Origin of the sequence: Bradyrhizobium sp. 195, from assembly GCF_023101665.1 — a bacterium.
Lineage (GTDB): Bacteria > Pseudomonadota > Alphaproteobacteria > Rhizobiales > Xanthobacteraceae > Bradyrhizobium.
On the sequence record NZ_CP082161.1, the window covers coordinates 3,070,752 to 3,095,325 of the forward strand.

The window sequence follows — 24,574 nt, forward strand, 5'->3', positions numbered from 1 at the left end:
CCCCCACGGCGATTTTCCCGCGCATTTTCAAAGGGCAAGCCTCCCATTGGTATGGCGTTTTCAAGCCGTTCGCGGGGCGCGATAAGCTCTCAAGACCGAGTCGATTTAGGAACTGGATAAGGCATGCTCGAAAAGCACAGCGAGAATGAGGTTCATGTCGACAAGGTCGAGCAGGGACCTACGTCCTCGATCGCCTTCGGGCTGGAGCGTCTGGGGCTGATCGCAGTCCGGGCGCCGATCGTTTCCTGCATTGTCCTGCTCGTCTTGATCGTCGGCGCCGTGTTCGGCATCCACCGGATCAAGATCGACGATTCGCTGTCGCAGCTCTTCCGCTCCGACAGCCGCGAATTCCACCAATATGAAGAGGTGACAAAGAAGTTCCCGGCCGAGGAATTCGACGTCCTCGTCGTGGTCGAAGGCAAGAACCTCCTGGCGCGGAATAATCTCGAGAAGCTGCGCGACTTCGTCACCGACATGCAGCTGGTCGAGGGCACGCGCGGCCTGGTCTCGCTGTTCTCCGCGCGCCAGGCGCCGGCGCCGGGCAAGCTGCCGGCGGCACTGTTCCCGGCCGAGCTGCCCCAGGGCGCCGACTACGACAAGTTCATCGAGACCGTCAAAAACAACGAAATCATCCGCGGCAAGCTGTTGTCGGAAGACGGCACGCTGGCGCTGATCGTGCTGTCGCTCGATCCGGAGGTGGTCGCCTCCAGCAAGCTGACCAAGACCGTCGCCGACATCCGCGCGCTGATGAAGGAGGATCTCAGCGAGACCGGGCTCAACGTGCAGCTTTCCGGCGTGCCGGTGATGCAGCTCGAGATCCGCAACGCGGTCGAGCGCGACGGGCTGACCTACAACATCCTCGGCATCCTCGCCGGCTGCGTCATCGCCATCATCTTCTTCCGCAAGATCTCGTTCATGGTCGCCGCGGCATTCCCGCCGATGATCGCGATCCTGCTGGCGCTCGGCGCGCTCGGCTGGGCCAATTTCAATCTCAACATGTTCCTGAACGTGATGACGCCGCTCATCATGGTCATCAGTTTCTCAGACTCGATGCAGCTCACCTTCGCCGCGCGCGACCGGCTGATCGCGGGCCAGGACAAGTACACCGCGTTCAAGAACGCAGTGCTGGTGGTGGGACCGGCCTGCGTGCTGACGCACGGCACCGCCGGCATTTCCTTCATCGCGCTCCAGTTCTCCAACTCCGACCTGATCCGCAAGTTCGGCGAGGCGGGCCTCGCCGCCACCATCATCGCGCTGGTCGCGGTGCTGTCGCTGGTGCCGGTGTTCGGCGTGCTGCTCGTGCGCAACGAGAAGACGTTCGCGGTCAAGTTCCAGAGCGCGGATGCCGGCGTCCAGGCGCTGCGCAATTTCTGCTACTGGATCGCGGTGCGCATGGTGGGCCGGCCCGGCCTGTTCAGCCTGATCGCGGTGCTGTTCGTCGGCGGCCTCGGCGTCATCTACGCCAATCTGGAGCCGCGCTACCGGCTCGCCGACCAGGTGCCGGACAAGCGTCAGGCGGTCGCCGCCAGCGATCGGCTGGATGCCAAGCTCACCGGCGCCAATCCAGTCAACGTGCTGATCCAGTTCCCGAAGGGTGAATCGCTCTATTCGCCGGAGACGCTCCAGACCATCGCGGACGTGCATGCGACCGTGGAGAAGGCGGCCGGTGTCGGCAATGTCTGGTCGGTTGAGACCCTGCGCCGCTGGCTCGCGGAAAAGGCCGGCAGCGCCGACGTCGCGACGCTGAAGGAATATGTCAGCGTCATCCCCGAGCATCTGGTGCGGCGCTTCATCGACGCCGAGCAGGACGCGGTCGTGGTGGCCGGCCGCGTGCCGGACAAGGATTCCAGCCAGCTTCTGCCGATCGTCGACAAGCTCGATTCCGAGCTCGACGCCGTCCGCAAGAAGCATCCCGGCTATGAGGTCGCGGTAACCGGTCTTGCCGCGATCGCCGCGCGCAACTCGGCCAGCATGATCGAGAAGCTGAATCGCGGGCTCACTGTCGAATTCGCGCTGGTCGCGATTTTCATCGGCCTTGCCTTCCGCTCCTGGGTGGTGATGTTCGCCTGCATCCTGCCGGGCATCTTCCCCGTCGTGATGTCGGGAACGGTGCTGTGGGCGATGGGCGAGGGCCTGCAATTCGCCAGCGTTGTCGCGCTTACCGTCTCGTTCGGGCTGGGCTTAAGTGCCACCATCCACTTCCTCAATCGCCTCAGGCTCGAGAGCAAGCCGGGCGTTGGCTCGGCGCTCGCGGTGGAGCGGGCGACCGTGCTGGTCGGACCGGCGCTGATTCTGACCACGGTGGTGCTGGCCTGCGGCCTCGTCGTCACCGTGTTCTCCGATCTGCCGTCGCTGCGGCTGTTCGGCTGGCTCAGTGCCTTCTCGATGGTGATGGCCCTGGTCGCCGACCTCTTCATCCTCCGGCCGACGGCGATGTGGCTGATCAACCTGCACGCCAAGCTGCAGGGAACCGACAAGCCGGCGATCTAGTCGCCATCGCGCTCTCACATGGAGCGTCCTTCGGGCTCTCAAGCGCAAGAGACGCGCTTGGGACCGATCTTTTTCACGGCTGACGAACCTTTGCTGCGCGACCTTGTTCAACCAAGGCTGCGAGATTGTCGTTTGGGATGTCCCTGTCAGCGGACAGGCGGCGAGTGAGGGATTGTGAAACGCCTTGGGTGACAGCCGCAGCTCCGGGAGGGTTGCATGCGCGTCAAGCCTGAGCATCAGTTTGCGCCAAACCCCGCCGGTGATCGCATCGACTCGCGCGATCCTGTCTTTGCCGGTTCAGCTCCAGTCACCGGGGCCGGTGAACCTGTCGTGGACTGGGAGAAGGTCGTGCTCGTGACCGCGACCGTCGGCGTGTTCGCAGTTGCCACCGGACTGTCTTCGCCGCTGCTCGCGTTGGTCCTCAAGAAGGAACTATTCAGCGATCTTCTGATCGGGGCCAATGCCGCGATGACGCCAATTGGGCTGTTGACCTCGGCGCTCTGCGTGCCGCGGTTTGCACAGCGCGTCGGCGGCAGTAGGGCCGCCGTCGGTTTTGCGCTGACCGCAGCCGCAGCGCTTGTCCTGATGGCGATCTTTCCCATGCTGTGGGTCTGGTTTCCAGCGCGGTTTGTGCTCGGTCTCGCCATCGGAGGCTTCTACATCGTCAACAAGGCGTGGCTGAACGAGATCGCCGCGCCAGCCTATCGCGGTCGCATCGTCGGAATTTATGCTGCCGTCCTGGCCGCGGGTTTTTCGCTAGGCCCGTTCGCGCTCGCGCTTACCGGCTCTTCAGGATGGCTACCTTTCGCAGTGGGGATTTCGGCGCTGCTGACCGCTGCGCTAATCACGGCAATCTTCGCGCGCCGGCTTCCCGGCTTCGCAGTCGAACAGCGCGCTTCTGTCGCGAGTTTCCTGCCGCGCGCGCCGGTTCTTCTCGTCGCGGTCGGGGTCTTCGGCTTGTTCGATCAAGCCACGCTCGCTTTTCTCCCGGCATTCGGGGTGAGGAACGGATTTTCCGAGCAAACCATGGCCGTCGGCCTTGCCCTGCTCAATGCCGGCAACGTGGTCCTGCAGGTCCCGATCGGCTGGCTTGCGGACCGGTTTCCGCGACGGCTCGTGCTGGCGGGGTGTTCGGTTGCGGCTGCGGGCGGCGCCGTCTTGCTCACCCTTGCCGTCCGCCACGAACCGTTCGCGCTGTTTGCATTTCTGTTCGTCTGGGGCGCATGCGCATGCGGCGTGACGACCGTTGCGCTCGCCGAGCTCGGCGATCGTTTCGGCGGTCCGGCGCTGCTGGCGGGCAGCGCGGCCTTCACGCTCAGCAGCGGCGTCGGCGGCATGCTGGGTGGGCCGCTCACCGGCGCTGCCATCGACAAAGCCGGCGACAGCGGCCTGATCCTGGTCCTGGCCGGCGCCTACGGACTGCTCGGGCTTGTGGTTGCGGCTTTCCCGCTCACGCGTCGATCCGGACGATCCCGTACGGATTGAACTTGAAATCGCTCTCGGCGTAGTCCTGCTCCCGCGACAGCGTTAGCTTTCGGTCGCGCAGCGTGGCCTCGATGCCGTGCTCGGTCATGGCGTCAGCGATCTCGTCCATCAGTTTGACCGCGTCCCGATCGCTGCCGCGCGATGTCGCGACATAAACCTCCGGCAAGCCGACGAGGTGATAGCCGACGGACTCGTAATAGCGATCGCCGGCTAGCGGGCGCTTGGCGAACGCGAGACGACACGCCTTCGTGACGGCGGGGGTCATCTTCAGGCCCTGGCTGGTCTTCGAGCCCTTGCGAGCCTGAACGGCGAGACTGCGCCACCGCGCGACGCCATGGGCGACGCCGGCGCTTTCGCCTTTCGCCGCAATGGCGCCTGCGTCGAACATCTCGTCCACGATCAGCAAGGCGGCGGCCGCATAGGCGGCCGACTTCTGTTGATCGATCGGCGGGCTTTGCACGTAGAGGACCGATTTGTGGTTGGCCACCGCGGCCTCGTCCGCCGCGGACCAGGCTTTCGGGAAGACGCGGTCCCAGCACACGCCGAATGACCGCTCCATGCGCGGATCGGACTTGGCTTGCGAATAGGTGCGGTCGATCTCGAAGTTGAAATCGGCGATGGTCTTGGCGATCGCTTTCGGCGGCTGCAGCAGTTTATCGTCCCTGCCGAGGAAGCAGAGCACATGGCGCGGCTTCACCGGTGAAGGCTGCATGTTCGCTCCCTGCTGATCATTGGCGAAGGCCCGGGTGGCCACGAAGAGCCCGGCGGCCTTGAGCAGATGTCTGCGAATTGGGTCCATCTCGGCAAGTCCGCCTTGGTGAGTTCGTGCCAGCAAAAAGCCCCCGGCTCGCGAGAACCGGGGGCCGTATTTCTCTTGGCTGAGAAGAGAGAGGATCAGCTCTTCGTCATGGTGATGTTGACGCCGCGGATCTCGCCCTTGGAACTGATCTGCACCGTCTGCTTGGTGCCGTTGGTGCGCAGCGAGAGGTTGGCGGCAAAACCGTTGGCCTCGACGAACACGTCGATCTGGCCGCCGCCGGCGGTGCCCTGGAGATTGCCGAAGATGTTGCGGCTGGACTCGCTCCAATTGCCGGAGATGCGCTCGCCCTGGCTCGTCACGTCGCTGGTGAGGTCGAACTTGTAGCTGTCGGAGGCGCAGTGCAGAGCCTGCTTCAGGTTGAGGCCGCTGCCGGCGACCTTGTAGTCGGCCTTGCAGCGAATGCGCTCGGTGGAGCCGTCGGACAGCGACACCGTGCCGGTGCCGGTCCACGCGCCGTCGAAACCGGCAAACGGTCCGGACGACTGAGCGTGGCCTATCGAAGCCGAGAAAAGCAGCGCCGCCCCAATGCCCGCTGCCTTGATTGCCAGTCCAGATCGCCCAAAGAATGTCATCTCAAATATCCCGTTTTGGAACGACGCCCGCTTACGCTTGAGGACGTCTCGCCACATCGAAAGTTTAGTGCTCCCAGCCGGTGTCAGGTTCAAAGCCTGGCTGCCAGAGATGGCGGTTCACAACGTCTCGCACCAAGCCTGGATCCGCCGATTTGCGCTGTTTCCGCATGTTTCTGGCAGGAAAAGCGGGGCGGAGAGATGCAGCCCTGCAACAGGTATGCAGTAAAACGCAGCGTCCCTGAATTATGTCGTAGTATCAATCTCTTACATTTGCCAATGAGGGTTCAGGGAAGACCTGATTTGGTGGGCGCGGCGCCAATTTGGCCGCATTTGCCAGTGCTTGTGCCTTCTCTGAGGCCGCACCTCCCGCGGCGACTTGCCATCAGAACAATCCGCTCCGGTCATCCGCCCTGTGCAGTCCGGGTCCGGTGCGATTCTGCCGTCAGAATGAAGGAATACAATGCGTAAGCTTCTCGTCGTTCTCACCCTGCTGTCGGCATCTGTTTCGACGGCGGCGTTCGCCCAGCAAGGGCGTGGCACGGACGCCGAGCAGAAGGCCTGCACGCGCGACGTGCAGAAGTTCTGCCGTCCGGTCATCGACCAGGGCGATTTCACCATCCTGGCCTGCCTCAAGGAGAACCGGGCCAAGATCTCGCAGGCCTGCGACCAGGTCCTGAAGACCCACAACCAGTAAGCTCGGCCACTGGCCCAGAACAGGCGGCCCCAGGGCCGCCTTTTCGGGTGCAATCCGCAAAGGGCAGCCATCGAGAGACAGGATTGGTTTTGCGGCCGTATTCCCCTATATGGGGGCCGCGGCGGATCGCCGGCATGAGCCCGCGAGCGAAGAAGCCCTTTCTATCCAAACGATTGTAAACCAGCCCTCGATGACCTCTGCGAGCGAATTGCGATCCGGCAAGGGTGACCGCGACGAGAATTTTCCCGTCGCGTCCTGGATCATTCATCCGCGTCATCGCGCCCTGATCCTGGCGTACTACAATTTCGTCCGCACCGCCGACGACATCGCCGATCACGCGACGCTGCCGCCCGACCAGAAGCTCGCTTATCTCGACCTGCTCGAGGCGGAGCTGCTCGGCAACGGCGACACCCAGGCCGAAGCCGTGACTCTGCGCCGCGCGCTCGCCGAACGCGGCATGGCGCCGCGCCATGCGCTCGACGTGCTCATCGCCTTCCGCATGGACGTGACCAAGCTGCGCTACGAGAATTGGGACGAGGTCATTCACTATTGCCGCTATTCGGCGATGCCGGTCGGCCGTTTCATGCTCGACGTCCACGGCGAGAGCACCTCGACCTGGGCCGCATCGGATGCGCTCTGCGCGGGCCTCCAGATCAACAACCATCTGCAGGATTGCGGCAAGGATTTCCGCGAGCTCAACCGCGTCTATCTGCCGCGCGATGCGCTGGCAGCACACGGCGCCTCCGTCGAGCAGCTCGGGCTTTCAGAGTCGCCGCCGGCGATGCTGGCCTGCCTGCAGGCGCTCGCCGTCCGCAACGAAGCGCTGCTCGACGAGGGCAGGTCGCTGTGCGCCGAGATCCGGGATTTCCGCCTCGGCGTCGACGTCTCGGTGATCCAGGCCTACGCCGACCGCATCGTGCGCCTCTTGAAGGTGCGCGATCCCCTGCGCGAGCGCGTGCACCTGAACAAGTTCGAGCTGCTCACTTTCAGCCTCGCCGGAATGATCGGCGAAGTCGGCCGTCGCGCGATCGGACGCAAGGCCATTTCTAGACCGGGGACTGCACATGACGCTTGAGGCGGCCTCGCCCGGCGCCAATTATGGCTCGACCGCATCCGGCAGCTCGTTCTATGCCGCGATGCGCATCCTGCCGCATGACCAGCGCGAAGCGATGTTCCAGATCTACAGCTTCTGCCGCCAGGTCGACGACATCGCCGATTCCGACGGCCCGCGCGAGGAGCGGCTCGCCGCGCTTCAGGAATGGCGCAACGATATCGATGCGCTCTATCAGGGTCATCCGCCGCCGCGGCTGAAGGACTACGTTGCCTCGGTGAAGACCTTCGGCCTCAAGCGCGAGGATTTCCTGGCGATCGTGGACGGCATGGAGATGGACGTGCCGCAGGACATCCGCGCGCCCGACATGGCGACGCTGGATCTCTACTGCGATCGCGTCGCCAGCGCCGTGGGACGGCTGTCGGTGCGGGTATTTGGCCTGCCGGAAGAAGACGGGATCCAGCTCGCCTATCATTTGGGCCGCGCGCTTCAGCTCACCAACATCCTGCGCGACATCGACGAGGACGCCGGCCTCGGCCGGCTCTATCTGCCGCGCGAGGCGCTGCTGCATGCCGGCATCACCTCCAACGATCCGAACCGCGTGATCGCCGAGCGCGCGCTGCCGAAGGTCTGCCTGCCGCTGACACAGCGTGCGAAGATGCATTTCGAGAAGTCGGACGAGATCATGAACCGCAACAAGCGCCGCGCGGTGCGCGCGCCGCGGATCATGTCGAAATACTATCATTCCATTCTGGATCTGCTGATTGCGCGCGGTTTCAATGCGCCGCGCCAGCCGGTGCGTGTGTCAAAGGTCACACGTATCCTGATCCTGCTCCGCTACGCTTTCATCTGATGCAAAACACAGCTCACATCATCGGTGCTGGAATTTCCGGCCTTTCCGCCGCCGTTCGGCTCGCCAATGCCGGCTTCAAGGTCGCCGTGCACGAGGCGACGCAGCAGATCGGCGGCCGTTGCCGCTCCTATTTCGACGGCGCCACCAATCTCACCATCGACAACGGCAATCACCTGCTGCTGTCGGGCAACAGCCATGCGCGTGCCTATGCGCGCGCGATCGGCACCGAGGCTGGGCTGGTCGGTCCTGAAAGCGCGCAGTTTCCCTTCGTCGACCTCAAGACCGGGCAGCGCTGGCAGATCGATCTCGGCACCGGCCGGCTGCCGACCTGGGTGCTCGACGAGAGCCGCCGCGTGCCCGACACCGGGCTGACCGATTATCTCAAGCTGGCGCCGCTGATCTGGGCGTCGGAAGAGACATTGGTCGGCAAGGCCATTCCCACCGAAGGCGTGCTCTATCAGCGCCTGGTGCAGCCGCTGCTGCTGGCCGCGCTCAACGTCGATCCACCCGAGGGCTCGGCCGGGCTTGCCGGTGCGATCGTGCGCGAGACGCTGCTTGCCGGCGGGCAGGCCTGCCGTCCCCTGATCGCGCGCGACGGCCTCAGCGCCGTGCTGATCGAGCCGGCGGTGAAGTTTTTGCAGGAACGTGGCCACACCGTTCAGCTCGGCCATGAGCTGCGCTCGTTTGCGACCAGTGACGGCAAGGCCAGTGCACTGAATTTCGGCGGCGAGGATTTGATCGAGCTCAGTGAGGGCGATGTCGTCGTGATGGCGGTGCCGCCGCGCGCTGCAGCGGGCCTGCTGCCGGGGCTGAAGACGCCGAGCGAATTCCGCGCCATCGTGAATGCGCATTTCCGCATCGCCCCACCGCCGGGTTCGGCGCCGATCCTCGGCGTGATCGGCGGGGTCGTGGAGTGGCTGTTTGCGTTCCCGAACCGGCTTTCCGTCACCATCAGCAATAGCGACCGTCTGGTCGACATGCCACGCGAGGAACTCGCGCAGGCGATCTGGAACGACGTCTGCAAGGCCGGCGGCGTTTCCGGCGAGTTGCCTCCGTGGCAGATCGTGCGTGAGCGCCGTGCCACATTTGCGGCAACACCGGCCCAGAATGCCCTGCGTCCGGGGCCGGTCACTGCGCTGAAAAACCTGTTTCTCGCCGGTGATTGGACTGCTACGGGGTTGCCTGCAACCATCGAGGGATCGGTCCGGTCCGGTGATCGCGCTGCCGATCTGGTTCTGGCCGCAAAGCGGCCCTGACGGGCAATGTCCCGGTCAACTTTCAATCGACTATCGGAGCAATCGAGCGACATGGATTCCGTGAACGCGACCAGCCGCGAGGCCTTGGATTCAAGCGCCTTGGAATCGAGCATTGCGTCGGCGACGCAAGGCGTCATCCGCTTCCAGCAACCCGACGGCCATTGGGTGTTCGAGCTCGAAGCCGACTGCACGATCCCGGCCGAATACGTCCTGCTGCGCCATTATCTCGCCGAGCCGGTCGACACCGTGCTCGAGGCCAAGATCGGCAACTATCTGCGCCGCGTTCAGGGCGCTCACGGCGGCTGGCCGCTGGTGCATGACGGCGAGTTCGACATGAGCGCCAGCGTGAAGGCCTACTTCGCGCTGAAGATGATCGGCGATTCCACAGACAGCCCGCACATGGTGCGTGCGCGCGAGGCGATCCATGCCCGCGGCGGCGCCATCAACAGCAACGTCTTCACGCGCTTCCTGCTTGCGATGTACGGCGTGGTGACCTGGCGCGCGGTGCCGGTGCTGCCGATCGAGATCGTGCTGCTGCCGTTCTGGTCGCCGTTCCACCTCAACAAGATCTCCTATTGGGCGCGCACCACCATGGTGCCGTTGATGGTGCTCGCGGCGCTGAAGCCGCGCGCGAAGAATCCGCTGGGTGTCGGCATCGACGAGCTGTTCCTGCAGGATCCGCGCTCGATCGGCATGACCGCGAAGGCGCCGCACCAGAGCATGGCCTGGTTCGTGCTGTTCCGCGCGCTCGACGGCATCTTGCGCATGGTCGAGCCGATGTTTCCCAAGAGCCTGCGCAAGCGCGCCATCGATGCGGCGCTCGCCTTCACCGAGGAGCGGCTTAACGGCGAGGACGGCATGGGCGCGATCTATCCGCCGATGGCCAACATCGTCATGATGTACGACGCGCTCGGCAAGGACGAGAACTTCCCGCCGCGTGCGATCACCCGCCGCGGCATCGACAAGCTCCTCGTCATCAAAGGCGACGAGGCCTATTGCCAGCCCTGCGTCTCGCCGGTCTGGGACACGACGCTGACCGCCCACGCGTTGCTGGAAGCCGGCGGCGACAAGGCTGTGCCGGCGGCCAAGCAGGGTCTCGACTGGCTGATCCCGAGGCAAGAGCTCGAGGTGAAGGGCGACTGGGCGGTGAAGCGGCCTGACGTGCGTCCGGGCGGCTGGGCCTTCCAGTACAACAACGCGCATTACCCCGACCTCGACGACACCGCCGTGGTGGTGATGTCGATGGACCGCATGCGCCGGGAGCACGGCGCCACCGGCTACGATGCCGCGATCGCCCGCGCCCGGGAGTGGATTGAGGGCATGCAGAGCGACGACGGCGGCTGGGCCGCCTTCGACGTCAACAATCTCGAATATTACCTGAACAACATTCCGTTCTCCGACCACGGCGCGCTGCTCGATCCGCCGACCGAGGACGTCACAGCGCGCTGCATTTCCATGCTGACCCAGCTCGGCGAGACCGAGAAGACCAGCAAGCATGTGGCTGACGGGGTTGCCTACCTCCGGAAGACCCAGCACCCGGAGGGGTCCTGGTATGGCCGCTGGGGCATGAACTTCATCTATGGAACCTGGTCGGTGCTCTGTGCCCTGAACATGGCCGGCGTCCGCCATGACGATCCCATGATTCGGAAGGCCGCCGACTGGCTGGCCTCGATCCAGAACGAGGACGGCGGCTGGGGCGAGGACGCCGTCAGCTATCGCCTTGACTACCGGGGATGGGAGGCTGCCCCCTCGACCGCCTCGCAAACGGCATGGGCCTTGCTTGCTCTCATGGCGGCAGGCGAGGTTGATCACCCGGCCGTCGCCCGCGGGGTGGAGTACCTGATTGCAACACAGAACGAAAAAGGACTGTGGGACGAGCAGCGGTACACCGCCACAGGCTTCCCCCGCGTGTTCTATCTACGGTATCATGGTTACCCGAAGTTCTTTCCGCTGTGGGCGCTGGCGCGGTATCGGAACTTGCGGAGCACCAACAGCAGGGTGGTAGGGGTCGGAATGTGACTTTGGGGACGGGGGACTATTTTACCGTGGGTAATACCATCGACCCGCGGCCGATACTGATCGTGACTGGATTGGTTCAGGAGGCCCGAATCGCGGCCGGGCCGGGAATGGCGGTCATCTGTTCATCCAGCAGCCCGGCTCAGTTGCGGGCGCTTCTGACCGTGGTGGACCCTGATACGATTCGCGGCGTGATCTCCTTCGGCGTGGCCGGCGGGCTCGACCCGACGCTGCGCTCCGGCGATGTCGTGCTGGCGACCGAAGTGCTGTCCGGCGACACCCGCTGGGCCGCAGGGCTCTCGCTCGGAGACGACCTGATCGACCGCCTGACCTCGGGCCGCCGCCGCGTGGTGCGCGGCAGCCTTGCGGGTGCCGAGGAAGTGGTCACTAAGAGCTCCTGCAAGGCCGCGCTGCATTCGGAGACCGGCGCCGCCGCCGTCGACATGGAAAGCCACATCGCGGCTGCCTACGCCACTGAAGCCGGGCTGCCCTTTGCCGCGGTTCGCGTCATCAGCGATCCCGCCCATCGTGCGCTGCCGGCGCTCGCCCGCGCCGCGATCAAGCCGAACGGCCAGATCGATCTCGCCGCCGTGCTGCGCGGCATCGTGCGCAATCCGGCAACGCTGCATGCGCTGGTCTCGACCGGCATCGACTTCAACCGCGCGCTGCGGAGCCTGCGCGGCTGCCGGGATTATCTGATCGGGACGGAGCTGATCGACAGCGAAGTGCTGGTATCGAAGGCGGCCTGAGCGGGGTCTTCGAACCCTAGAATAGGGAAAAGGCTCGGTCGCGCGACCGGGCCTTTTTCGTTCGGGGTCCGGATGGATCGCGCTGTCGCGAAGCATGCGCGTTGCGTTCTGCTCACAAGGGGGACATCGCCGCTTCGAGGATATCGAGGGACTGGTCGAGCTCGGCGCGCGAGATCGTGAACGGCGGCATAGGGCTCGCTAGCTTGCGCGATGCGTAGATGCTGCATCTTTTTATACGGAAGGGTTTGCAGTTGCCAGCGAGAGGCGTCGGGCAAAACACCAAAAGACCCGTCAACCCCTTCCCGCAAAAATATTCCACTTTACCGAATTTCGGATTTGTGGCATAGAGCGCTCATCCCGGCCCTGCCAGAGGGGCGCTTCGCGATCGTCACGAGATGCGGGTTGGGGTGCGGTGGACGCGGTAGCGCCGGCGCGGAAGGCGAAGACAGGGCGGGCAACCGTGAGTCAGGCGCGACGCGATACGACCCGGCGTGGTCACAGCGGTTTCGGTCGTCGTCGGAGGTGAGCACACGCGAGCCCCCCGCGAGCAGGCCGAAACCGTCCGCGGACGGAGAAGTCGTGTGGTCCCGACGCCCGGGGTTCTGGCGTCAAACCTCGCGGTGATGTGGCAGCCAAACGGCACGCGCATCGATCAACGGCGAGGCGACGGGGGCAATAGTGCAACGCTCCCCGAGGAGAGCACGAAGGACACCGTTAAAACCATCCGCGCAGGGAAGGCCGGGCGACCGGCATCACCTGTGATCCACCCCGTGTGCATTTCTGTTGCGCACGGACTTGCGGGTGCCGCCGGCGCCCGGTCTTCCCTGCGCCCTCTGGTCTTTCAAGGGGCGAAACGAACAGCAAAGCTCGGGCGAAAGAAGCCGCGAGAACGCGGATGTGTGTCTGCGAGGGAGAGAGCGCATGGCAAGAGCAAGCTGGTGCCGCATACTCCGTCATTGCGAGCGCAGCGAAGCAATCCAGAGTGTCTCCGCGGAACGATTCTGGATTGCTCCGCTGCGCTCGCAATGACGACGGGGCGGATAGCGTGGCTCAATCACCATCAAAAAGCCCGGTCGCGATCGCGGCCGGGCCTTCGTCGTGAGAGTTGATTGCGTCCGCTTACGCTGCGGTCGAAGCCTTCTGCGCAGCCTTCTCCGCGGCGGCGGCGGCTTCTGGATTGCTTCGCTGCGCTCGCAATGACGACGGGGCGGATAGCGTGGCTCAATCACCATCAAAAAGCCCGGTCGCGATCGCGGCCGGGCCTTCGTCGTGCGAGTCGATTGCGTCCGCTTACGCTGCGGTCGAAGCCTTCTGCGCAGCCTTCTCCGCGGCGGCGGCGGCTTCGTCCTTGCGGATCTCCGACAGGCGCTTCTGCACTTCCGCCGAGAAGATGTACTGCGCCGGGCGCTGCTTGCTCATGTCGATCTCCGGCGCCATCGGGCCAGAGGTCCTGATGCCGCGCAGCGACACCCACATCGCCTTCAGCGGGTTGTTGAGGGCGGCGGTCGCAGCCGTCGGCTCGTAGCCGCAATGGGCCATACAGTCGGCGCACTTCTCGTACTTGCCGGTGCCGTAGGTCTCCCAGTCGGTGGTGTCCATCAGCTCCTTGAAGGTTTTTGCGTAGCCTTCACCGAGCAAATAGCAGGGCTTCTGCCAGCCGAAGATGTTGCGCGCGGGCATGCCCCAGGGCGTGCACTCGTATTCCTGATTGCCGGCGAGGAAGTCCAGGAACAGGCCGGAATGCATGAAATTCCACTTCTTGCCCTTGCCCATCGCGAAGACGTCGCGGAACAGCTTCTTGGTCTTGGTGCGATTGAGGAAGTGCTCCTGGTCGGGCGCGCGCTCATAGGCGTAGCCCGGCGACATCGAGACGCCGACACCGAGCTCGACGGTGAGGTCGAGGAACTTGGCGATCTCCTCGGCCGGATGGCCGTCGAAGATGGTGGCGTTGACGTTGACGGTGAAGCCGCGTGCCTTGGCCGCCTTGATCGCGGAGACGGCGCGGTCGAACACGCCCTTCTGCGACACCGCCTTGTCGTGATGGTCCTTCAGGCCGTCGAGATGCACCGAGAAGAACAGATACGGGGAGGGCTCGAACAAATCGAGCTTCTTCTCGAGCAGCAGCGCGTTGGTGCAGAGCGAGACGAACTTCTTGCGTTCGACGAGGCCGCGCACGATCTCGCCGATCTCCTTGTGGATCAGCGGCTCGCCGCCGGGAATGGCGACCATCGGCGCGCCGCACTCGTCGGCCGCGTCCCAGCACTCCTGCGCGGTCATGCGGCGGTTGAGGATCGCGTCCGGATAATCGATCTTGCCGCAGCCGACGCAGGCGAGGTTGCAGCGAAACAGCGGCTCCAGCATCAGCACGAGCGGATAGCGTTTGCGGCCAAGCAGTTTCTGCTTGAGCAAATAGCCGCCGATACGCATTTCCTTGAAGAAGGGGATGGCCATTACAAGTTTCTTTCTGGGCTTTTCAATTCGGGTGGGTCAGCTCGCAGCCAGTTGGGCCGGAAGCCGGAATTCGATGTTTTCCTCGCGGCCCGGCAGTACCTGGACCTTGACCGGTCCGATCCGCCGCATCGCTTCGATCACGTCATCCACGAGTACCTCAGGCGCCGAAGCGCCGGCCGTGATGCCGACAGTCCTGGCATTCTTCAACCACTCCGGATTGAGCTCGCTGCCGTCGGCAATCAGATAACTCGCGACGCCGGCCTCGGTGCCGATTTCGCGAAGCCGGTTCGAGTTCGAACTGTTGGCAGCGCCCACCACCAAGATCACGTCGACCAGCTTGCTCAAGTCCCTTACCGCAGATTGGCGGTTCTGTGTCGCATAGCAGATATCCCGGATATCCGGACCTTGAATATCTGTAAAGCGGGCCTGAAGAGCCGTGATGATGTCCCTTGTGTCGTCGACCGACAGGGTGGTCTGGGTGATGTAGGCCACTGGCGTATCTGCCGGCAGCGTCAGCGCGTTAACCTCTTGAACACTTTGGACAAGCAGCACGGGGCCGGGAACCTGGCCCATCGTGCCTTCAACCTCGGGGTGCCCGGCATGGCCGATCAGAATCAGCGTGCGGCCCTTGCTGATGTAGCGCTTCCCCTGATTGTGAACTTTCGTGACCAGCGGGCAGGTGGCATTGAGCACCGGAAGGTCGCGCGCGGCGGCCTCTTCCTCGACGCTGCGGGCGACGCCATGGGCGCTGAAGACTGTGACCGCCTTCGGCGGGACCTCGGACAGCTCCTCGACGAAGATGGCGCCCTTGGCCTTCAGGCTTTCGACCACGTATTTGTTGTGCACGATCTCGTGGCGCACGTAGACGGGCGGGCCGTACTTCTCCAGCGCCCGTTCCACGATCTCGATTGCACGCACCACACCCGCGCAGAAGCCGCGCGGTTGCGCCAGATAAACTTCCATTGGACGCCCATCACGCAAGTTGCACCAATCCGCTTCCCGTAAGTCCCCGATGGCACTCCGAAACTGACCAATGAGTTGCAATATCCGCACCATTGGTTCGCGCACGCGGTAGCCACCCACCCTCATCGGGCTCCGGCGCATGGAGGCGCAAGGCTTTGTGGCAAAAAATCGGCAGCAAGGAAAGGTCGAATGAACCACGGGTTCCCACGCGGCTCAAGTTTGCGGTATTATAGTGCGGTATCAGGCGTGCGCGGCCAGCGACATTCGTGCCTGGCCCTTCGTCACTTTCCCGCCTCAACTCCCCGGCTATACCGACGACCCCGCATGATTTTGCCCCGGTCCTCCGCCGTTTACCTCAAACCTCCGGGCGGCGAGCACCGCCCAAAACAGCAATAGGTTTCGCCCGGGAACTCCGATAAACAGCGGGCGTTTCCGGCAAGCTGTTAACCGCAGAAAGAAAAGAAGTGCTGCAAAGCGTCGTCGTTGCCATCGTCAGGGCCTGCACCCGGTTTGCCTCCCTCGTCGTCGTTCTCGGGCTCCTGCTGGCAGTGGCCGCGGGCTATTACGCGTCCCAGCACTTCGCCATCAACACCGACATCAATTCGCTGATTGCCCAGAATCTGGACTGGCGCCAGCGCGACCAGCAGTTCGACCGGGCCTTCGACCGCGACGCGACGATCACGGCGGTCGTCGAGGCCAAGACTCCCGAAATGGCCAGCGCGGCGTCGGACGCGCTCTACGCCAAGCTGAAGGACGACAAGACCAACTTCCAGTCGATGCAGCAGCTCGGCAGCGGCGAGTTTTTCGAGAAGAACGGCCTGTTGTTCCTGCCGACCGAGGAGGTCGGCAAGATCACCGGCCAGTTCGAATCCGCAGCGCCTCTGATCGAGATCATGGCCGGCGATCCCTCGATCCGCGGCCTGACCGGCGCGCTGGAGACGGGCCTTGCCGGCGTCAAGCGCGGCCAGGTCAAGCTCGACAACACCGCGCGGCCTTTCAACCTGATCGCGCAGACCGTCGAGACCGTGCTCAACAAGGGTCATGCGAGCTTCTCATGGCGCGAACTCGTCAGCGACGAGCCGCTGTCGGATAGCGACAAGCGCGCCTTCATCGAGTTCAAGCCGATCCTCGATTACAACGCGCTGGAGCCCGGCAAGGGCGCCACCGACGCGATCCGCAAGGCCGCCGCGGATCTGGATTTTCCGACCAAATTCCAGGCGCGGGTGCGGCTGACCGGCCCGGTCCCGATCGCCAACGAGGAATACGCCACCGTTCAGGAGGGGGCCGTCATCAACGGCATCGGCACGGTTCTCGTCGTGCTGCTCATCCTGTGGCTCGCGCTGCATTCGGCGAAGATCATCTTCGCCGTGTTCGTCAATCTGTTCGTCGGCCTCGCGCTGACGACCGCGGCCGGCCTGATGATGGTCGGATCGTTCAATCTGCTGTCGATCGCGTTCGCGGTGCTGTTCGTCGGCCTCGGAGTCGATTTCGGCATCCAGTACAGCGTCCGCTATCGCTCGGAGCGCTACAAGCACAACGATCTCCCGGGCGCGCTGGTGCTGGCAGCCAAGCGCTCGGCGGTGCCGCTGTCGCTCGCGGCGATGGCGACCGCCGCCGGCTTCCTCTGCTTCATGCCGACCGACTACAAGGGCATCGCCGAGCTCGGCCAGATCGCCGGCGTCGGCATGCTGGTGGCGTTCCTCTCTTCGATCACCGTTCTGCCGGCCATGCTGAAGCTGCTGAACCCGCCCGGCGAGAAGGAGCCGGTCGGCTACGCCTTCCTGGCGCCGCTTGATCACTTCCTGGAGAAGCACCGCGTGCTCGTCGTGGGCGGCACGCTGCTGCTCGCGCTCGCCGGCCTGCCGCTGCTCTATTTCATGAAGTTCGACTTCAACCCGATGAACCTGCGCAACCCGCATGCGGAGTCCATCGCCACCTTCCTTGACCTGCGCAAGGATCCCAACACCGGCGCCAATGCGATCAACGTGATGACCACGTCGGAAGAGCAGGCGAGGGCGGTCGAGGCGAGGCTGGAGAAGGTGCCTGAGGTGCTCAGGGTGATGTCGCTCAACAGCTTCGTGCCGCAGGACCAGCCGCCGAAGCTGAAGCTGCTCGCGCAGGGCGCCAAGGTGCTGAACCCCGCACTCAATCCCGACCAGATCGACGCGGCGCCGTCGGATCAGGAAAATGTCGAGGCGCTGAAGTCCTCGGTCGACAATCTGCGCCGGACCGCGGGTGAGGCGAAGGGCCCGGGTGCGATCGCCTCGCGCCGTCTGGCAGACGCGCTCGAAAAGCTCGCCAATGGCGACGAGGCCACGCGCAACAAGGCGCAGGACGTGTTCGTCACGCCGATGAAGATCGTGTTCGAGCAGCTCAGAACCGCGATGCAGGCCGAGCCTGTCACCCTGAAGTCACTGCCGCCCGATCTCGTCAGCGCCTGGAAGAGCAAGGACGGCATCATCCGCGTCGAGGCGCTGCCCAAGGGCGATCCCAACGACAACGACACGCTGCGAAAATTTGCGGCGGCGGTGCTCGTTGCCGAGCCGACTGCGATCGGCGGGCCGGTCTCGATCCTGAAATCCGGCGATACCGTGGTGAAAGCGTTCATCCACGCCGGCATCTATGCGCTGCTGGTGATCGGCCTCTTGCTGTGGATCACGCTCCGCCGGTTCGTCGACGTGCTGATGACGTTGGTGCCGCTGCTGGTTGCCGGTGCGGTGACGCTCGAGATCTGCGTGTTGATCGGCCTGCCGCTCAACTTCGCCAACATCGTCGCGTTCCCGCTGCTGCTCGGCGTCGGCGTCGCCTTCAAGATCTATTATGTCGTGGCCTGGCGCTCGGGCAGGACAAACCTGCTCCAGACCAGCCTGACACGCGCGATCTTTTTCAGCGCGCTGACGACGGCGACCGCGTTCGGCAGCCTGTGGCTGTCGAGCCATCCCGGCACGTCCAGCATGGGCAAGCTGCTGGCGCTCTCGCTGGTGACGACGCTCGCGGCCGTACTGCTGTTCCAGCCGGCCCTAATGGGCAAACCCCGCAATCTCAGGGAGTAGGCAGATGTCGCCGACCGGGTCGGCGGCGCCCTTCTGACCGGGCTTGGCTGCGCCGGCCGGCTTCGGGACCGCGGGCGCAGGAGCAGGTGCAGCTGCGACCGTCGCTCCTGTGGTTTTCGGCGCCGCGCCAGTGGACTTGGGCGCGCCCTTGGCCATGGCATTGGCGGTGCTCGAGGGGATCGGCGGGCCAACCCGGGTCCAGGTCTCGCCGCCGCAGAGGAAGCCCATCACGCAACCTTTGATCTCCAGCTGGTCGGCGCCGACAGGCGTGATGGTCGCGCTGTAGAGCTGGCCGTCCTTGGCGTTGTAGACCTGCCCTTCCCACTGTTCGGCGCCGGGCTTCTTCTTCATGTCGATCAGCGTCGCCATGCCCAATGTCGGTCTGGTCTTTTTCGAGGCATCCGGGTTGTTCTCGTCGCGGCCGCCGGGCTGTTTTTCCCAGGAAACCGCGCCCCACATGCTGCCATTGCATTGGGCGACACGAATGTTGGCGACGCCATCGGCAACCCGCCAATCGCCCGTGGGATCGGCGGCGAGCGCGGGGGTCAGGCAGGTGTAACCACCGGCCAGTATTATTCCGGTGTAAAGGGCCAAACGCATGATAGTTCCTCGGCAGTGCAACATGGTCTAAAGCTGTGCTTGCGAAGATGGTCCGAAAAAGGGCAAAAGGCCGCACAAACCGTTTTCAGTAACGGTCCGTTTTCAGTTGACGAAACGGCCCTCAACCGAAGTATGTAGCGGATGCACAGTCCAAATCCAGATATGTCTGAGCTTTTCGCGGACCGTCAGGCCCAGCGTAGCGCCCTGCATAATCGGTATCTGAACGAGCAGTTCGTTCGGGTCCTCAAGACCATCGGCTACGATGTCGGCTTCCAGAAGGGGCAGGGGCAGTATCTTTACGACCGCGAGGGCGCGCGCTATCTCGACCTGTTGTCCGGCTTTGGCGTGTTTGCGATCGGGCGCAATCATCCCGTCATGCGCGAGGCGCTCAAGAGCGTGCTCGACGCCGACCTGCCCAATCTCGTCCAGTTCGACGTCTCGGTGCTCGCCGGCGTGCTCGCCGAGCGGCTTCTGAAATACGTTCCCTATCTCGACAAGGCGTTCTTCGCCAATTCCGGCGCCGAATGCGTCGAAGCCGCGATCAAATTCGCCCGCGGCGCGACGGGGCGCCCCGGCATCGTCTATTGCGCCCATGGCTATCACGGCCTGACCTATGGCGCGCTGTCGCTGACGGGTGATTCGAACTTCCGCACCGGCTTCGAGCCGCTGCTGCCGGGTTGCACGTCGATCCCGTTCAACGATCTGGCCGCGCTGGAAAAGGCGCTGGCCTCGCGCGAGGTCGCGGCCTTCGTCGTCGAGCCGATTCAGGGCAAGGGCGTGAACATGCCCACCGACGAGTTCCTGCCCGGCGCGGCCGCGCTCTGCAAGAAATACGGCACGCTGTTCGTCGCCGACGAGATCCAGACCGGCATGGGCCGCACCGGCCGCTTCCTCGCGGTCGAGCACTGGAACGTCGAGCCCGACATGGTGCTGCTGTCGAAGTCACTGTCCGGCGGCCACGTGCCTGTTGGTGCGGTGCTGACGCGCAAGGCCATCTTCGACAAGATCTTCAATCAGATGGACCGTGCGGTCGTGCACGGCTCCACCTTCTCCAAGAACGATCTTGCCATGGCTGCGGGCATCGCCACGCTCGACGTCATGGAGTCCGAGAAGCTGATCGAGTCCGCCGCCAAGCGAGGCGCCGAGCTGCGCCTCGCGCTGACGCGCATGGTGCCGGGCTATGAGCTGATGAAGGAAGTGCGCGGCAAGGGCCTGATGATCGGCGTCGAGTTCGGTCCGCCGAAGTCGCTGCGGCTGCGCGCCTCCTGGAACGTGCTGGAGGCGGCCAACAAGGGCTTGTTCTGCCAGCTCATCACCGTGCCGCTGTTCAAGGACCACAAGATCCTCACGCAAGTCGCCGGCCACGGCAGCCACACCATCAAGCTGCTGCCGCCGCTCACCATCACCGAGGAAGACTGCGGCTGGATCGAGCGCGCCTTCGACGACGTCATCGCCGGCAGCCACAAGGTCCCCGGCGCGATCTGGTCGCTCGGCAAGACGCTGGTGGACAACGCGGTGCGGCGGTCGGCCTGATTTTCCGTCGAGGCATCTCGGCAATCGTCATTGCGAGCGAAGCGAAGCAATCCAGACTGTCTCCGCAGAGGCAGCCTGGATTGCTTCGTCGCAAGAGCTCCTCGCAATGACGGCGAAGCTTTTTACCCCTCCACATTCGCCTTCATCGCCGCCTCGAACTTGTCGACGAATTCGGCGAGCTCGTCGGCGCCGATGTCGCTGACGGCCCAGAAGTTCAGGCCGCGCTCGCCCCAGCGGCGGCAGTTGAAACCCTGCATGGTCTCGGTCTTGGGCGTGCGGCGTTCCGCGTTCGATGTTTGCGACACGAACAGATTGACGACGTGTTGCCGTCGCTTGTAGACGACCGCGCCGATGGCGCGGGCGTCGATATAGTCAAGCCGGCCGCCGACCAGCGTGAAACCTTGCGCGGTGAGATCGATCACGGGTGGGGCGACGTCGAGCTTGCCGTTGAACCACGGCTTGACCGTATGTTGATCGGTCGAGACCACATCGGTGAGATGACCGGCCTGAAGCGACCGCAGATGCGCGGAGACGACCTCCGACAGGATGCGCTGCTGGTCGTCCTGGCGCAGCACCAATGCGACGATGCCTGTTGCGGCCAGTCCGGAGACCGCCGAGCCCATCGCAAAGCCGCGCAGCACGGAGCGGCGGCTCGGTTGCTGGCGCTGCTCTTGCGGCAGCGACCCCTCGATCCGGCTGCGCAGGCTTGCCGGCGCGGTGTAGCGCAGATTGGTATCAGTGAGCACGCGCTTCATCTCGCGCTGTGCGGCGAATTCGGCGGCGCAGTCCGGGCAGCCGGCGATATGGGCCTCGACCTCGCGCGCATGGCCGGCATCGAGCTCGTTGTCGAGCAGCGCGTGAAGCAGGATCCTTGCTTCGTCGCAGGTCATTTCGCTTGCTCCTCTTCCGCCGTCCAGGCCGCGCGCAGCATGGCGCGGGCGCGGGCGAGGCGGGACATCACGGTGCCGACGGGGGCGCCGATGGCCTCGGCGATTTCACGATAGGACAGGTTGTTGATCTCGCGCAGCACGAAGGTTTCCTTGAACGGCTCGGCGAGCGTCTCGATCAGCTTGCGGATTGCACCGGCATCGCGGCTGCGCAGCACCTCGGTTTCCGGGTTCGCCTCGCTCTCCTGCCAGATCGGCGTCTGTTCGGCAGCGCCAGGCGTGTCCTCGATCGCGCGCGGCCGATGCGCGCGTCTTGCATATTCGGCGTTGCAGACGTTGCGCAGGATCGCGAACAGCCAGGGCTTCATGGCCGGGCCACCACGATAGCTGTCGAAATGCTTCAGCGCGCGCAGATAGCACTCCTGCACCGCGTCTTCCGCGTCGGAAGCGTCGCGCAGCAGATAGCGCGCGAGCGTATAGACGTCGTCGAGATGGGGCAGCGCCGCTTCGCGGAAGCGTTGCGCCTTCTGCAAATCGTCGGTGCCGGGCATCGCTCCTCGCTCTGCCTCTTGTTGTGCTTGCGGCTTCGTTTCGTCCCTATGCGTGGTGGAAGGCACACGAGCCCGGCCGGCGTGGGACCACCGGCCGGACAAGACGTTGATGCCTTGGTTCGAGATGTTACTCAACCTTGATCATCCCCGTCATGTGCGGGTGCAGCGAACAAAAATACTTGTAGTCGCCCGCATCGGTGAAGGTGAACGGGAACTTGTCGTCGGTGTCCAGGGTCTTGGACCTGAACTTGCCGGCCGACACCACGGTGTGCGGGATGTCGTCCCGGTTGGTCCAGGTCACGGTGGTGCCGACCTTGAGCTTGAGCTCGGCCGGCTGGAACACGAAATTGTCGATATGCACGTCCAAGTCGTCGGCTCGGGCTTTCGTTGCGGGTAACAGGACGGCCGCGGCCAAAGCGAGACCGAGGTCGAGGCCGAAGCCGCGGCGATTGAGTGTCTTCATTGTCGGCTTCCTGCATCAACCCTGGAGCGGCGTGTCGATGATCGCGAGCCGCTGCTCGTTCTGCTTGAAGTTGACGCTGGCAACGCCGAGCATGCTGCGGAGCTTTGCGTCCTCGACCTTCATCGGTCCGGGCGAGGGGGCAGAGCCCGGCGCCGGCTGCGGGAAGGCGGTCGAGCGCGCGGTGTGGAAGGTGACGTTGCCCTCGACCTTCTGCATCACCTGGTGGATGTGGCCGTTCAGGACGGTGACCGAGCCGAAGCCTTTCACCTGTTCCAGCGCACGGCCGCCGTCCTCGGTGCCCCAGCCCCATTCCGGATAGACGGTCCAAAGCGGGATGTGTGCGAACAGCACGATGGGTGTTGATTTCGACTTGCCGCGCAGATCGTCATCGAGCCAGGCGAGCTGCTCGGCGCCGAGATTGCCGAGCCCACCGGCCTTCAGGTCGACGACGTTGACGAGGCCGATGAAGTGCACGCCGCCGGCATCGAACGAATACCAGCCGTGGCCCTTGGTGCCGCGGCCGTAGCGCTCGCGATAGAGCTTCACTTCCTCGTCGATGAAGTCGTGCTCGCCGGGGACGTAATGCACGTCGAGCTTGGTCTGCGCGATGATGCGCTCGGCATTGTCGAACTCGGCGGCCTTCGACAGATGCGTGATGTCGCCGGTGTGGATCATGAACGACGGCTTGGCCGGCATCGCGTTGATCTTGCCCACGGCCTCCTCCAGCGTGCCGAGCGCGTTGGGATTGGCCGGCTTGTCGAAGCCGACATGGCTGTCGCTGATCTGGAGGAAGCTCATGCCCGGCGCGGCCGTGGTCGCGGCTTGCGCGGAATCGATGATGCCGAGCGAGCGCGGTACGCCGCCGGTGATGGTCCAGAGCACACCGGTGCCGGCCCAGGTCATGCATTCCAGCACCTTGCGGCGGCTGACGCCGTCGTCGCCGTGTTCGTGTCCGCTCATCGCGCATCTCCTTTGGCCCGGAAGTGGGCTTCGGGGAGATGATTGGGGGAGCGGGGGAGTTATTCCCCGCTGCGATGACGTTTTCGTGAGGCGTGGGTCTCGTGTCCCGGACGCGCTGCAACGCGCAAGCGTTGCTGCGCAGAGCCGGGACCCAGAAGGCGGCGGGCGCGCGCGGTGAGATGGGCCCCGGCTCAGCGGCGCATCACTTGCGTGCTGCGCCGCGTCCGGGGCACGAGACTTATTCTGCGAATTCCCGCACAGCCGCCACCACGGCCGCTGGCACTTCCTGTGCCACGCAATGCCCGGCACCCTCGAACACCATCGTGCTGACGCGCGGAATCAGAGACACCGCGCGTCGCGCCATCTCCCAATAGATCGGCCCCGACTTCGCAGCGGTCGTGACGCGCACCGGGCAGTCGATCTCGGCGAGAAGCCCAAACGGATTGCCGCGGGCATCGCCGACATAGACCTGCTCCATCGCCTCGTAGATCGGATGCAGGATCGCGGACTCGATGTCGGGCGTGCAGTAGAGCCGCACTCGCCCATCGTCGAGCGGCACGAAGCCGTGACGCACATAGGCGCGGAGCGAGGTCTCGGTCCAATCCGCAAACGCCGGCGCCGTGCGGTAGCGCTCGAAGACGGCATCCGCGCTGTCGAACTCGGCGCGCCGGCGCAGCGTGCCTTCCACGCGGGCAAGGGATTCGTCGTTCAATCCTCCGGAGCGCGCCGCGCGCGGGTCCATCACCGTTGGCTCCATCACGAACAGGCGGGTGAAACGTCCGGGCAGGCGTTTCGTCGCGAGCAGCAGGTCGGTCGCGCCCGCGCTGTGGCCAATCCCGTAGATGCCGTTCAACTGGAGCGCATCGACCACGCGGCAGATGTCATCGGCATAATCCAGGAAATGATAGGCACCAGGCTTGTGGCTGGCGCCGTGGCCACGGCGGTCGAGCGCATAGACGGTGTAGGTCGAGGCAAGCTCGCGCGCCACCTCGTCCCAGACGTCAGCGACGAAGCCGGTGCCGTGCACGAGCAGGGCAGGCGGCTTGCCGCTCTCGCCCCATTGCGACATGGCGATCTCTGCGTCGGCAGGGCCGATGGAAAAACGGTGCGGGTTGATCATGGGGATG

Annotated in this window: 20 protein-coding genes; 10 read left to right on the top strand and 10 right to left on the bottom strand. The window is 64.5% G+C overall.

Going from position 1 to position 24,574, the window contains the following annotated elements; translation table 11 throughout:
* Window positions 1-123: 123 nt before the first annotated feature.
* Both IVB26_RS14215 and IVB26_RS14220 read left to right on the top strand, forming a co-directional pair.
* Window positions 124-2,490, top strand: coding sequence for an efflux RND transporter permease subunit (locus tag IVB26_RS14215; RefSeq protein ID WP_247972230.1), 2,367 nt, complete (start codon window positions 124-126; stop codon window positions 2,488-2,490).
* A gap of 216 nt (window positions 2,491-2,706) precedes the next feature.
* Window positions 2,707-3,975, top strand: a complete 1,269-nt coding sequence (locus IVB26_RS14220; protein ID WP_247972231.1) for an MFS transporter — start codon at window positions 2,707-2,709, stop codon at window positions 3,973-3,975.
* Here the strand turns inward: IVB26_RS14220 and IVB26_RS14225 are convergent.
* Window positions 3,941-4,774, bottom strand: coding sequence for a hypothetical protein (locus IVB26_RS14225; RefSeq protein WP_247972232.1), 834 nt, complete (start codon window positions 4,772-4,774; stop codon window positions 3,941-3,943). The genes IVB26_RS14220 and IVB26_RS14225 overlap by 35 nt on opposite strands.
* 95 nt (window positions 4,775-4,869) lie before the next feature.
* Complete coding sequence (locus IVB26_RS14230) at window positions 4,870-5,367, bottom strand: hypothetical protein (RefSeq protein ID WP_247972233.1); 498 nt, start codon at window positions 5,365-5,367, stop codon at window positions 4,870-4,872.
* Between the two features lie 460 nt (window positions 5,368-5,827).
* Between IVB26_RS14230 and IVB26_RS14235 the strand changes: the two genes are divergently transcribed.
* From IVB26_RS14235 to IVB26_RS14260, 6 genes are all read left to right on the top strand, one after another.
* Window positions 5,828-6,061, top strand: coding sequence for a hypothetical protein (locus IVB26_RS14235; protein WP_247972234.1), 234 nt, complete (start codon window positions 5,828-5,830; stop codon window positions 6,059-6,061).
* A 190-nt stretch (window positions 6,062-6,251) separates the two neighbouring features.
* On the top strand, window positions 6,252-7,136 hold the full coding sequence (hpnC, locus tag IVB26_RS14240) for a squalene synthase HpnC (RefSeq protein ID WP_247972235.1): 885 nt from the start codon (window positions 6,252-6,254) through the stop codon (window positions 7,134-7,136).
* Complete coding sequence (gene hpnD, locus IVB26_RS14245; RefSeq protein ID WP_247972236.1) at window positions 7,126-7,965, top strand: presqualene diphosphate synthase HpnD; 840 nt, start codon at window positions 7,126-7,128, stop codon at window positions 7,963-7,965. Before hpnC ends, hpnD begins: the two co-directional genes overlap by 11 nt.
* Window positions 7,965-9,221, top strand: a complete 1,257-nt coding sequence (gene hpnE, locus IVB26_RS14250; protein WP_247972237.1) for a hydroxysqualene dehydroxylase HpnE — start codon at window positions 7,965-7,967, stop codon at window positions 9,219-9,221. The genes hpnD and hpnE overlap by 1 nt, the downstream gene beginning before the upstream one ends.
* A 51-nt stretch (window positions 9,222-9,272) precedes the next feature.
* A complete protein-coding gene (gene shc, locus IVB26_RS14255) occupies window positions 9,273-11,240 on the top strand; it encodes a squalene--hopene cyclase (RefSeq protein WP_247972238.1) in 1,968 nt (655 codons plus the stop codon).
* Window positions 11,174-11,986: a phosphorylase gene (locus tag IVB26_RS14260; protein ID WP_346732875.1), complete on the top strand. Its 813-nt coding sequence runs from the start codon at window positions 11,174-11,176 to the stop codon at window positions 11,984-11,986. The genes shc and IVB26_RS14260 overlap by 67 nt, the downstream gene beginning before the upstream one ends.
* 1,290 nt (window positions 11,987-13,276) lie before the next feature.
* Here the strand turns inward: IVB26_RS14260 and hpnH are convergent.
* Together hpnH and ispH are read right to left on the bottom strand one after the other, a co-directional pair.
* Entirely contained in the window at window positions 13,277-14,437 is a 1,161-nt protein-coding gene (hpnH, locus tag IVB26_RS14265; protein ID WP_247972240.1) for an adenosyl-hopene transferase HpnH, read from the bottom strand.
* Between the two features lie 36 nt (window positions 14,438-14,473).
* Window positions 14,474-15,400, bottom strand: a complete 927-nt coding sequence (ispH, locus tag IVB26_RS14270; RefSeq protein ID WP_247972241.1) for a 4-hydroxy-3-methylbut-2-enyl diphosphate reductase — start codon at window positions 15,398-15,400, stop codon at window positions 14,474-14,476.
* A 464-nt stretch (window positions 15,401-15,864) separates the two neighbouring features.
* Between ispH and hpnN the strand changes: the two genes are divergently transcribed.
* The gene (gene hpnN, locus IVB26_RS14275; protein WP_247972242.1) at window positions 15,865-18,453 is read left to right on the top strand and encodes a hopanoid transporter HpnN; all 2,589 of its coding nucleotides are present in this window, start codon (window positions 15,865-15,867) and stop codon (window positions 18,451-18,453) included.
* On the opposite strand, the gene IVB26_RS14280 is transcribed toward hpnN, so the two are convergent.
* Complete coding sequence (locus IVB26_RS14280; protein ID WP_247972243.1) at window positions 18,421-19,053, bottom strand: DUF2147 domain-containing protein; 633 nt, start codon at window positions 19,051-19,053, stop codon at window positions 18,421-18,423. The genes hpnN and IVB26_RS14280 overlap by 33 nt on opposite strands.
* Before the next feature lie 141 nt (window positions 19,054-19,194).
* On the opposite strand from IVB26_RS14280, the gene hpnO reads away from it, so the two are divergent.
* On the top strand, window positions 19,195-20,586 hold the full coding sequence (hpnO, locus tag IVB26_RS14285; RefSeq protein WP_247972244.1) for an aspartate aminotransferase family protein: 1,392 nt from the start codon (window positions 19,195-19,197) through the stop codon (window positions 20,584-20,586).
* 122 nt (window positions 20,587-20,708) lie between these two features.
* Here the strand turns inward: hpnO and IVB26_RS14290 are convergent, their stop codons facing one another.
* The 5 genes from IVB26_RS14290 to IVB26_RS14310 all read right to left on the bottom strand — a co-directional run bounded on the left by IVB26_RS14290 (window position 20,709) and on the right by IVB26_RS14310 (window position 24,567).
* The gene (locus tag IVB26_RS14290) at window positions 20,709-21,476 is read right to left on the bottom strand and encodes an anti-sigma factor family protein (protein ID WP_247972245.1); all 768 of its coding nucleotides are present in this window, start codon (window positions 21,474-21,476) and stop codon (window positions 20,709-20,711) included.
* Entirely contained in the window at window positions 21,473-22,024 is a 552-nt protein-coding gene (locus tag IVB26_RS14295) for a sigma-70 family RNA polymerase sigma factor (protein WP_247972246.1), read from the bottom strand. Before IVB26_RS14295 ends, IVB26_RS14290 begins: the two co-directional genes overlap by 4 nt.
* Window positions 22,025-22,151: 127 nt before the next feature.
* Window positions 22,152-22,487 (bottom strand): cupredoxin domain-containing protein, encoded by a 336-nt coding sequence (locus IVB26_RS14300; protein ID WP_247972247.1) that lies wholly within the window; start codon window positions 22,485-22,487, stop codon window positions 22,152-22,154.
* Window positions 22,488-22,502: 15 nt separating this feature from the next.
* Window positions 22,503-23,447 carry a metallophosphoesterase family protein gene (locus IVB26_RS14305; protein ID WP_247972248.1) on the bottom strand — a complete coding sequence of 315 codons (945 nt, stop codon included), beginning with the start codon at window positions 23,445-23,447 and terminating at the stop codon, window positions 22,503-22,505.
* Window positions 23,448-23,685: 238 nt separating this feature from the next.
* Entirely contained in the window at window positions 23,686-24,567 is an 882-nt protein-coding gene (locus IVB26_RS14310) for an alpha/beta fold hydrolase (RefSeq protein WP_247972249.1), read from the bottom strand.
* Window positions 24,568-24,574: the final 7 nt, after the last annotated feature.